Source organism: Microbacterium sp. No. 7, assembly GCF_001314225.1.
Lineage (GTDB): Bacteria > Actinomycetota > Actinomycetes > Actinomycetales > Microbacteriaceae > Microbacterium.
This window is the reverse complement of sequence record NZ_CP012697.1, coordinates 2,222,601-2,233,873: the sequence shown is the minus strand read 5'-3', so window position 1 is coordinate 2,233,873 and position 11,273 is coordinate 2,222,601. Positions and strand designations below refer to the sequence as shown.

Here is an 11,273-nt window from a genome sequence, read left to right as displayed (position 1 = left end):
TTCTCCGCCGCCCGGGCTCATCCCTCCCGGGCGGCTGATCCCTCCGGGGCGGTGCGGTGGCTCAGCCACAGCACGCCGAGGGGCGGGAGCACCATGCGCGCGCGGCGGTACTCGTCGGCGTGCACGGCGCCGAGGTTGCCGACGCCCGAGCCGCCGTACTCCTTCGCGTCGGAGTTGACGACCTCGGTCCACGTGCCGCTCTCGGGCAGCTCCAGCTCGTAGTCGTACACGGGCGCGCCGGAGAAGTTGCAGACCACGGCGACCGTGTTGCCGTGGTGGTCGGTGCGGGCGAAGGCGATGACGTTGGGGTTCCACGTCGGCGCGCCGAGCCGGCGGAAGGCGCCGCCGTCGCTGTCGCGCGACCAGAGCGGCGCGTGCGCCGTGTAGGCGCGGTTGAGGGCGCCGACGAAGTCGGCGAGCTCGCGGTGCGCGGGCTGGTCGAGCATCCACCAGTCGAGGCTGCGCGACTCGGACCACTCCGACATCTGGCCGAACTCCTGGCCCATGAACAGCAGATGCTTGCCGGGGTGGCCCCACATGTACGCGAGATAGGCGCGCATGTTCGCGAGCTTCTGCCAGTGGTCGCCGGGCATGCGGCCGAACAGGCTGCCCTTGCCGTGCACGACCTCGTCGTGGCTGATCGGGAGCACGAAGTTCTCGCTGAACGCGTACACGAACGAGAACGACAGCTCGCCCTCGTGGTACGAGCGGTACATGGGATCGCGCGAGATGTAGACGAGCGAGTCGTTCATCCAGCCCATGTTCCACTTGAAGCCGAAGCCGAGCCCGCCCTGCGACGTGGGCGCGGTCACGCCCGGGTAGCTCGTCGACTCCTCGGCGATCATCGCGATGCCGGGGTAGCGCTTGTACGCCGTCGCGTTGACCTCCTGCAGGAAGCTGATCGCCTCCAGGTTCTCGCGGCCGCCGTGGACGTTCGGCTCCCACTCGCCGTCGTTGCGCGAGTAGTCGAGGTAGAGCATCGAGGCCACGGCGTCCACGCGCAGCCCGTCGACGTGGAACTCCTCGAACCAGTAGAGCGCGTTCGCGACGAGGAAGTTGCGCACCTCGGTGCGCCCGTAGTCGAAGATGTAGGTGCCCCAGTCCTTGTGCTCGCCGCGCCGGGGGTCGGGGTGCTCGTAGAGCGGTCGGCCGTCGAAGCGGGCCAGCGCGAACGCGTCCTTCGGGAAATGCCCGGGAACCCAGTCCATGATGACGCCGATGCCTGCCTGATGCAGGCGGTCGATGAGGTAGCGCAGGTCGTCGGGGGAGCCGAAGCGGCTCGTCGGCGCGTAGTAGCCGGTGACCTGGTATCCCCAGGAGCCGCCGAACGGGTGCTCCGCGAGCGGCATGAACTCCACATGGGTGAAGCCCAGCTCCGTCACGTAGTCGATGAGCTGGTCGGCCGCCTCGCGATAGCCGAGCCCCGGCCGCCACGAGCCGAAGTGCAGCTCGTAGACCGACATCGGGTGATCGAGCGGCGAGCGCTGCGACCGCGCGGTCATCCACGCCGAGTCCGACCAGGTGTGCGACGCCTCGGCCACGACGGACGCCGTCGCGGGGGGCGTCTCGGCGGCCTTCGCCATCGGATCGGCCTTCTGCAGCCAGTGGCCGTCCTGCGTGAGGATCTCGTACTTGTACGTCGCGCCGGGGCCGAGGCCGGGGACGAAGATCTCCCACACCCCGCTCGAGCCGAGCGAGCGCATCGCGTGGCCCTGACCGTCCCACGCGTTGAAGTCGCCGACCACCCGCACGGCCCGGGCGTTCGGCGCCCACACCGCGAAGCTCACGCCGCTGACGCCGACGAAGTCATGGAGGTTCGCGCCCAGCACGTGCCACAGCTGCTCGTGACGGCCCTCTCCGACGAGGTGCAGGTCGATCTCGCCGCACGTGGGCAGGTGCCGGTACGGGTCGTCGGCGCGGTGCTCGGCGCCCTCGTCGTAGGTGGTCACGAGCTCGTACGCCGACGGCTGCTCCGCGACCTCGCCCTCCCAGATCCCGGAGCGGACGTGGCGGAGCGCCGCCTCGGTGCCGTCGCCGAGCACGGCGGTGACGGTGCGGGCGAGCGGGCGCCGGGCGCGGATCACCCAGCCGTCGCCGTCGTGGTGCGGGCCCAGGACATCGTGCGGGGCGTAGTAGGCGCCTCCGGCGACAGCGTCGAGAACATCGTCGTTCGGACGGGCCATCACTGCTCCTTCACATGCAGGACGTGCACGGGCTCGACGAAGGCGTCGAGGCGCACGAAGTTGTTCGAGGACGACCACGTCCACCGCTGCCCCGTGATGAGGTCTTCCACGTCGAAGCCGCCGTCGGCGGGCATGCCCCAGGCGGTCGGGTCGAGGTGCACGAGCGTCTGCCGGGCGGAGTGCGGATCGACGTTGGCGATGACGATGATCGTGTCGGACGAGCCGGTCGGCGACACCGCCGCGGGCAGGTGCTTCGAGTACACGAGGATCGCGTCGTCGTCGCTCCAGTGCAGCCGCAGGCCGCGCAGCTGCCGCAGCGCGGGGTGCGCCCGGCGGATCGCGTTGAGACGGCGCAGGTAGGGCGCGAGCGAGTTGCCCGCCGCCTCGGCCCTCTCCCAGTCGCGGAACTTGTACTCGTACTTCTCGTTGTCGATGTTCTCTTCCGAGCCGGGGCGCGCGACGTTCTCGAACAGCTCGTACCCCGCGTACACGCCGTAGGTCGCGCCGGTCGTCGCGGCGATCGCCGCGCGGATCTTGTAGGCGGGCCGTCCGCCGTACTGGAGGTACTCGGTGAGGATGTCGTGCGTGTTGACGAAGAGGTTGGGCCGCATGAAGTCGGCGGTCTCCTGGGTGATCCAGGTGAGGAACTCCTCGAGCTCGGCCTTGGTGTTGCGCCACGTGAAGTACGAGTAGCTCTGCTGGAAGCCGCTCATCGCGAGCGCCTTCATGGGGGCCGGGCGCGTGAACGCCTCGGCGAGGAAGATCACGTCGGGATCCTCGGCGTTCACCTCGGCGATGAGCCATTCCCAGAACTGCAGCGGCTTGGTGTGCGGGTTGTCGACGCGGAAGATCTTCACGCCCTGCGCCACCCAGTGCCGGATGATGCGCAGGCACTCCGCGTAGATGCCCTCGGGGTCGATGTCGAAGTTGATCGGATAGATGTCCTGGTACTTCTTCGGCGGGTTCTCCGCGTAGGCGATCGACCCGTCGGGCAGCACCGTGAACCACTCGGGGTGCTCGGCGACCCACGGGTGATCGGGGGAGGCCTGCAGCGCGAAGTCGAGCGCGACCTCGAGGCCCTGCTCCGCCGCGGCGCGCACGAACGCGCGGAAGTCCTCGGGCGAGCCGAGGTCGGGGTGGATGGCGTCGTGCCCGCCGTCGGGCGAGCCGATCGCGTAGGGCGAGCCGGGGTCGCCGGGGACGGCCGTGAGCGTGTTGTTGCGCCCCTTGCGGTTCGTCGTGCCGATCGGGTGGATGGGCGGCAGATAGACGACGTCGAACCCCATGCCGGCCACGCCCGGAAGGCGGTCCGCGGCCGTGCGGAAGGTGCCGCTGCGCACGGATCCGTCGGGCAGCCGCTCGGCGCCCTCCGACCGGGGGAAGAACTCGTACCAGGCGCCGACGCCGGCGCGCTCGCGTTCGACCAGGAGCTCCCGGTCCTCGCCGACGGTCAGCAGCGACTGCAGCGGGCGTTCGGCGAACAGCCGCGCGATCGAGGGATCGCGCACGATCACCAGCGCGGCGTCGTCGTCGACGTCGTCATCGCGCAGCGCCGTGGCCGCGGCCGTCAGCGCGGCGCGGTCGGCGGCAGGACGCGCGGTCTCGGCGACCGCCCGGTCGAAGAGCAGCGCACCCGACTCGCGCATGAGCGCGGCATCCACGCCCGCGGCGATCTTGAGGTCCGCCGCGTGCTGCCAGGTGGCGAAGTCGTCGGCGAACGCCTCGAAGCGGAAGGTCCAGACGCCCTGCTCGAGGGGGGCGATCAGCACGGTCCAGCGGTCGTGCCCGTCGAGGAGCGGGCGCAGGCGGTGCAGGGTCTCGATCCCGCTGGGCGAGGTGAGCCGCGCGTGCACGCCGATGATGTCGTGGCCCTCGCGGAACGCCGTCACCGTGAACGGCACGGCCTCGCCCGAGAAGGCGGAGGGCGCGAAGCCGTCGCCGGGGACGCTCGGCTGCGGCAGCGTCAGGGCGATGCGGCCGTTGACGGTGTCGAACGGGCCGGAGAAGGGCGCACCGGCGTGCGGGGGGATCTGCGCGTCGCTGCGGAGCACGGCCGGGGGAGTCGGAATCGTCTTGGTGACCACACCACGAACCTACCGGTGTCATGCCGCCAGCGGTATACCTCGCGATCAGTCCGCGCGGAACAGGTGCAGGGCCGTGCCGGGGAGGTGGATGCGGTCGCCGGGGGCGAAGCTGCGGCACTCCTCGTCGGGGCGCTCGTCGACGCTCGACCAGAGCGAGACGTAGTGCTGCACGCCGTCGATCTGCGGCAGGGTCACGTCGATCGGGCGCTCGCTGCCGTGGATCACGAGGAGCACCCGATTGGCGGCGTCCTCCTCGGGAGTGGAGGTCGCGGCGTACTGCAGCGTGCGGTGTCCGGGATCGGTCCATTGCTCGACGGTCATGGTCTCGCCGCGCTCGTCGTACCAGTCGATGACCGACGCGCTGGGCACCGTGAACTCCGCGTGCGCGAAGCGTCGCGGGCGCAGCGCGGGGTTCTCGGTGCGCAGCCGGATGAGCCGCTGGACGTGGGCGAAGAAGTCGCGCTGCCACGCGTCGTGCTGCCAGTTCAGCCACGTGAGCGCGGAGTCGTGGCAGTAGGCGTTGTTGTTGCCGCGCTGGGTGCGGGCGAACTCGTCGCCCGCCGTGATCATCGGCACGCCGGCCGACAGCAGCAGCGTGCCCATGAGGTTGCGCATCGCCTTGCGGCGCGTGGCGAGGACGTGCGGGTCGTCGGTCGGCCCCTCCGCGCCGTGGTTGAACGAGCGGTTCGTGTCGGTGCCGTCGCGATTGTGCTCGCCGTTGCCGTAGTTGTGCTTGACGTCGTACGAGACGAGGTCGCGCAGCGTGAAGCCGTCGTGCGCCGTCACGAAGTTGATGCTCGCGAGCGGTCCCCGCTCGTCGCTGAACGTGTTGGACGATCCGGCGAGGCGCGTCGCGAACCCGCCCACGCTGACGGGGGAGACGCCCGCCCGTCGCGCGTAGTCGACGTCGCTGAGCCAGAAGTTGCGCACCCGGTCGCGGTAGCGGTCGTTCCACTCGTGCCACCCGGCGCCGAAGTTGCCGGTCTGCCAGCCGCCCATGCCGACGTCCCACGGCTCGGCGATGAGCTTCACGCCCTGCAGCACGGGGTCGTCCGCGATCGCCCGCAGCAGCGGATGCTCGGGGGTGAAGGCGTGCGTCTCGTCGCGGCCCAGGGTCGTGGCGAGGTCGAACCGGAAGCCGTCGACCTGCACCTCGTCGGCCCAGTAGCGCAGCGAGTCCAGCACGAGCCGGGCCGCCGCGTCCGTCGTCGTGTCGACGGAGTTTCCGCATCCGGTCACGTCGATGTACGTGCCGTCGTCCTGCTGCCGGTAGTAGTGACGGTTGTCGATGCCGCGCAGGCTCGTGTAGGGGGCGCCGAGGCCCTCCTCGCTCGTGTGGTTGTACACGACGTCGAGGATGACCTCGATGCCCGCGCGATGCAGCGCCTTGACCATCCCCTTGAACTCGCGCAGCACGGCGGCGGGGCCGGCGGCGCGGTTCTCGGCGGTCGCGTACGCCGCGTGCGGGGTGAAGAAGTTGAGGGTGTTGTATCCCCAGTAGTTGGTGAGGCCGAGTCTCTTCAGGTGCTGCTCGTCGACGAACGCGTGCACGGGGAGCAGCTCGACGGCGGTGACGCCGAGGTCGCGCAGATGGCCGATCATGGCGTCGTGCGCGAGGGCGGCGTACGTGCCGTGCAGCGCGGGGGGCACGTCGGGGTGCCGTTTGCTCAGGCCCTTGACGTGGCCCTCGTAGATGACCGTGCGGTCCCACGGGATCGCGGGCTTGGCGACGCCCTCCCAGTCGAACGAGGTGTCGGTCACGACCGATCGCCACTGCCTGCGCCCGTCGGTGTCGAGTCCGCGCGAATAGGGCTCGATCAGCAGCTTCTCGGCGTTGAAGTTGTGGCCGGCGCCGGTGGGCCCGTCGACGCGGATCGCGTAGCGGGCGCCGGCGACGAGCACGGGCGTCGTGACCTCCCACACGCCGTCGCCGACGTGCTCGAGGGCGATGGTCTCGACGATCCAGTCGAGATCGGTGGCGTCGAAGACGACCAGCTCCATGCTGGTCGCCGACGCCGACCAGACGCGGAGCGTCGCGACGCCGTCGTGGAGCCGCACCCCCAGGTCGTCGAGCCGTGGGCCGACGAAGCCGGGGCCGAGGGAGGACGCGTCGCTCGTGCGGTCGGCGGGCAGAAGGGCACGGGGCATGCGCTCTAGAGTAGTAATCCCGCCGGTCTCGCGGCGACATTCCCGCCTCCTTCCCTTCGGAACCCGCATGTCGATCTATCTCGATCACGCCGCCACGACGGCGCTGCGCCCGGAGGCCCGCGACGCCTGGCTGCACGCGTCGCAGCAGGTCGGCAACGCCTCGTCGGTGCACGCGGCGGGCCGCGCGGCACGGCGCCTGCTGGAGGGCGCGCGCGAGGAGGTGGCCGCAGGGCTCGGCTGCGAGCCCATCGAGGTCGTCCTCACCTCGGGCGGCACGGAGTCGATCAACCTCGCGCTCAAGGGGCTGTGGTGGGCCTGGGGCGGGAGCGTGGTGCTGCCGGACGGCGAGCACCACGCGACGCTGGAGACGGCGGAATGGCTGCACGCCCAGGGCGCTCCGATCCGGCGCGTCGCGCTCGACGCGCACGGCGCGATCCCCGTCGCGGCGTTCGCCGAGGCGCTGGCCGCCGGCGCGCGGGATGCCGGCGACGGGCCCGCGCCGGGCGTCGCGACGGCCGTCGTCGCGAACAACGAGGTCGGCACGGTCAACGACGCCGCGGGCCTGGCGGCGGTGAGCGCCGCGGCCGGCGTGGCGCTGCACCTCGACGCGGTCGGCGCGGTCGGCCAGACGCCCGTCGACTTCGCGGCCTGGCGCGCCGGCGCGCGCGGGGGCGCGGGGCTCGTCGCGCTGAGCGTGTCAGGACACAAGCTCGGCGCGCCGGCGGGGACGGGGGCGCTCGTCGTCTCGCGTCATGCCGAGCCGGTCGCGCTGCTGCACGGCGGCGGACAGCAGCGGGGCCTGCGATCGGGGACCCCGGACGTCGCGGGCGCGGTCGCGCTGGCCGCCGCGCTGCGGGCGGCGGTCGCGGAGCGCGAGCACACGGCGGCGCGCCTCCGCGCGCTGCGCGACGAGCTCGTCGCCGGCGTGCGTCGTGCCGTGCCGGATGCCGTGCTGCTCGGCGACCCGGAGCGGCGGCTGCCCGGCAACGCGCACTTCCTCTTCCCCGGCGCCCGCGGCGAGACCCTGCTCTTCCTCCTCGACGCGGCCGGCGTCTCGGCGTCCACGGGAAGCGCGTGCCAGGCGGGGATCGCCGAGCCGTCGCACGTCGTGATGGCGATGGGGCACGACGAGCACGACGCGCGCTGCGTGCTGCGCTTCACCCTCGGCCGCACGTCGGATCCCGGCGATGTGACGGCGCTGCTCGCGGCCCTGCCCGATGCGGTCGCGCGCTCCCGCGCCGCGGGCTAGCCGGTCGACGGCGCCGCGCCGTGTCCCCGCGGGGTTCGTAGACTGGGGTGATGCGCGTGCTGGCGGCGATGAGCGGCGGGGTCGACTCCGCGGTGGCCGCCGCGCGCGCCGTCGACGCGGGGCACGACGTCGTCGGCGTGCACCTGGCGCTGTCGCGCGCGGGCGGCACGCTGCGGGCGGGGAGCCGCGGCTGCTGCACGATCGAGGACGCGCTCGACGCCCGTCGCGCCGCCGACCTGCTCGGCATCCCGTTCTACGTGTGGGACTTCTCCGAGCGGTTCCGCGACGACGTCGTGGCGGACTTCATCGCCGAGTACCGGGCCGGCCGCACGCCCAACCCGTGCCTGCGCTGCAACGAGAGGATCAAGTTCGCCGCCCTGCTCGAGCGCGCGATCGAGCTCGGGTTCGACGCCGTGTGCACGGGTCACTACGCCCTCCTCGTCGACGGCGCGCGCGGGCGCGAGCTGCATCGCGCGTCGGACGCCGCGAAGGACCAGTCGTACGTCCTGGGGGTGCTGACGGCGGGCCAGCTCGCGCACACGTACTTCCCGCTCGGCACGACGCCGTCGAAGGCGCACGTGCGCGCGGAGGCGGCCGAGCGCGGGCTCACGGTCGCGCAGAAGCCCGACAGCCACGACATCTGCTTCATCCCCGACGGCGACACGCGCGGCTGGCTCGCCGAGAAGGTGGGCACGGCGCCCGGCGAGATCGTCGACCGGTCGGGCGCGGTCGTCGGCGCGCACGAGGGCGCGCACGCCTTCACGGTCGGCCAGCGCCGCGGCCTGCACCTGGGCGTGCCGGCGCCCGACGGCAAGCCGCGGTTCGTGCTCGAGGTGCGGCCCGTCAGCAACACCGTGGTCGTCGGTCCGAAGGAGGCGCTGGCGATCGGCGAGATCTCGGGCGCGCGGTTCTCGTGGGCCGGCGCCGCCCCGCTCGAGCCCGCGTTCGCCTGCGAGGTGCAGATCCGGGCGCACGCCGAGCCGGTGCCCGCGCAGGCGCGCGTGTCGGCGACCGGGGTGACCGTCGTGCCCGCGACGCCGTTCGACGGGGTGGCGCCGGGACAGTCGGCGGTGCTCTACGCGGGCACGCGCGTGCTCGGCCAGTTCACGATCGATCGCACGGTGTCCGCCGTGCCCGTCGAGGCGTAGCGCGGGGCACCCTGACGACGTCGGCGGTCGCTCGTAGACTGACCCCGTGCCGGAGAACGAGATCTCGCTGGATGCCGCCCGCGTCGAGGCCGAGGAGCTGACCTCGCGCATCCTCGAAGCCAAGGACGCCTACTACGGTCGCGACACCTCGCTCGTCGACGACGCGACGTACGACGCGTGGATGCGCCGGCTCGAGGCCCTCGAGCGCCTCCATCCCGAGCTGCAGGGCCAGGACTCGCCGACGCAGATGGTGGGCGCGGCCGAGGCGAGCGGGCTCGCGGAGATCGAGCACGCCGAGCGGATGCTCAGCCTCGACAACGTGTTCTCGGTCGACGAGCTGCGCGAGTGGGCGGACAAGACCGTCGCCGCCGCCGGGCGCGAGGTCGCGTGGCTTACGGAGCTCAAGATCGACGGGCTCGCCCTCAGCCTCCGCTACGAGAGCGGCGTGCTCACGTCGGCCGCGACGCGCGGCACGGGCCGCATCGGCGAGGTCGTCACCGAGAACGCCCTGCGCCTGGCCGACATCCCCGAGCGCCTGAGGGGCGAGGGCCACCCGCCGCTGATGGAGGTGCGCGGCGAGGTGTTCATCCCCGTGGCCGCGTTCGAGGAGCTGAACGCGGCGCAGGCCTCGTATCGCGAGCGCGCCTACGCGGAGGCGTGGGACCGGTGGAACGCGCGCAAGGCGCCGGGGCGCGACTTCGACGAGGAGCGGGCGCGCACCGCGGCGGCGCGGCGCTTCCCCGCCTTCGCGAACCCGCGCAACGCGGCCAGCGGCGGGCTGCGGCAGCAGCTCGACAAGAAGAGCGGGCTGGAGCTCGAGGCCGGGCTGAAGCGGATCGCGTCGCTGTCGCTGTACGTGCACGGCATCGGCGCGTGGCCCGATCCGCCGGTCGCGGCGCAGAGCGAGGTGTACGACCTGCTCGCCGCGTGGGGGCTCCCCGTGAGCCCGCACACGCGCGTGTGCCACGGCATCGGCGAGGTGGTCGCCTTCGTCGAGCGCTTCGCCGAGCGCCGGCACGACGTCGAGCACGAGCTCGACGGCATCGTCGTCAAGGTCGACGAGCTCGCCCTGCACGCCGAGCTCGGCCAGACGAGCCGTGCGCCGCGCTGGGCGATCGCCTACAAGTACCCGCCCGAGGAGGTGCACACCCGCCTGCTCGACATCGTCGTGTCGGTCGGCCGCACGGGACGCGCGACGCCGTACGCGGTCATGGAGCCCGTCCACGTCGCCGGCAGCGTCGTGCGCCAGGCGACGCTGCACAACCAGGACGTCGTGAAGGCCAAGGGCGTGCTCATCGGCGACACCGTCGTGCTCCGCAAGGCGGGCGACGTGATCCCCGAGGTGCTCGGCCCCGTCGTCGACAAGCGCGACGGGACCGAGCGCGAGTTCGTGATGCCGGCCGACTGTCCCGAGTGCGGCACGCCGTTGCGGCCGATGAAGGAGGGCGACATCGACCTGCGCTGCCCGAACGCCCGTTCGTGCCCCGCACAGGTGCGCGGGCGCGTGGAGCACATCGGCTCGCGCGGGGCCCTCGACATCGAGGTGCTCGGCGAGGTGACCGCCGCGGCGCTCACCCAGGCGGAGCCACCGACCGTCGCGCCGCTGGAGACGGAGGCGGGCCTCTTCTCGCTCGTGCTCGACGATCTCGTGCCGATCACGGTGCTGGTCCGCGACGCGGAGACCGGTGAGCCCAAGGTCGACGACGAGGGCGAGCGCGTGCGCCGCTCGCCGTTCCAGAAGCTGGGGCCGGCGACCTACCCGCCCGGCACCGAGGGGATGGATGCCGCGGAGCGCCGGCGGCTCGGCATCCGCAAGGACCACCGCGAGGTGCTGCCCTCCGAGGCGGCGCTAAAGCTGCTCGTGGAGCTGGAGCGGGCGAAGACGAAGGAGCTCTGGCGCCTGCTGGTGTCGCTGAACATCCGGCACGTGGGCCCCGTGGCCGCGCGTGCGCTCGCCCAGTGGTTCGGCTCGCTCGACGCGATCCGCGCCGCGAGCATCGAGGAGCTCGCGGCCGTCGACGGCGTCGGGCCCATCATCGCCGAGTCGATCCAGGAGTGGTTCGAGGCCGACTGGCACCGCGAGATCGTGGAGCGGTGGGCCGAGGCGGGCGTGCAGTGGAGCACGCCGGGCCATCCGGGACCGGGCGCCGCCGTCGCGGCCGGGGGAGTGCTCGAGGGGCTCACGGTCGTCGCGACCGGCACGCTCGAGGGCTACACCCGCGAGGGCGCGCAGGAGGCGATCATCCAGGCGGGCGGCAAGGCCGCCTCGAGCGTCTCGAAGAAGACCGACTTCGTCGCGGCCGGCCCCGGCGCGGGCTCCAAGCTGGCGAAGGCGGAGGAGCTCGGCATCCGCATCCTCGACGCGGCGCAGTTCCACGTCCTCGTGACGGAGGGGCCCGGGGCGCTCGACGCACCCGAGCCGGAGGGGGAGGCTGAGCCGGAGGGAGCCTGAGCCTCGGTC

At 72.5% G+C, this 11,273-nt stretch carries 6 protein-coding genes; 3 read left to right on the top strand and 3 right to left on the bottom strand.

Annotation, left to right across the window (positions count from 1 at the left end; all coding sequences use genetic code 11):
• Positions 1-17 precede the first annotated feature (17 nt).
• From glgB to glgX, 3 genes are all read right to left on the bottom strand, one after another.
• Entirely contained in the window at positions 18-2,183 is a 2,166-nt protein-coding gene (gene glgB, locus AOA12_RS10225) for a 1,4-alpha-glucan branching protein GlgB (protein ID WP_054682478.1), read from the bottom strand.
• Positions 2,183-4,150, bottom strand: coding sequence for an alpha-1,4-glucan--maltose-1-phosphate maltosyltransferase (locus AOA12_RS10220; protein ID WP_054686954.1), 1,968 nt, complete (start codon positions 4,148-4,150; stop codon positions 2,183-2,185). The genes glgB and AOA12_RS10220 overlap by 1 nt, the downstream gene beginning before the upstream one ends.
• Positions 4,151-4,312: 162 nt before the next feature.
• Positions 4,313-6,415 carry a glycogen debranching protein GlgX gene (glgX, locus tag AOA12_RS10215; RefSeq protein WP_054682477.1) on the bottom strand — a complete coding sequence of 701 codons (2,103 nt, stop codon included), beginning with the start codon at positions 6,413-6,415 and terminating at the stop codon, positions 4,313-4,315.
• Between the two features lie 67 nt (positions 6,416-6,482).
• Between glgX and AOA12_RS10210 the strand changes: the two genes are divergently transcribed.
• The 3 genes from AOA12_RS10210 to ligA are packed head-to-tail and all read left to right on the top strand — an operon-like array spanning position 6,483 to position 11,264.
• Positions 6,483-7,664: a cysteine desulfurase family protein gene (locus tag AOA12_RS10210; RefSeq protein WP_054682476.1), complete on the top strand. Its 1,182-nt coding sequence runs from the start codon at positions 6,483-6,485 to the stop codon at positions 7,662-7,664.
• 50 nt (positions 7,665-7,714) lie between these two features.
• Positions 7,715-8,812 (top strand): tRNA 2-thiouridine(34) synthase MnmA, encoded by a 1,098-nt coding sequence (mnmA, locus tag AOA12_RS10205; protein ID WP_082406503.1) that lies wholly within the window; start codon positions 7,715-7,717, stop codon positions 8,810-8,812.
• Positions 8,813-8,858: 46 nt separating this feature from the next.
• A complete protein-coding gene (gene ligA / locus AOA12_RS10200; protein ID WP_054682475.1) occupies positions 8,859-11,264 on the top strand; it encodes an NAD-dependent DNA ligase LigA in 2,406 nt (801 codons plus the stop codon).
• Positions 11,265-11,273: the final 9 nt, after the last annotated feature.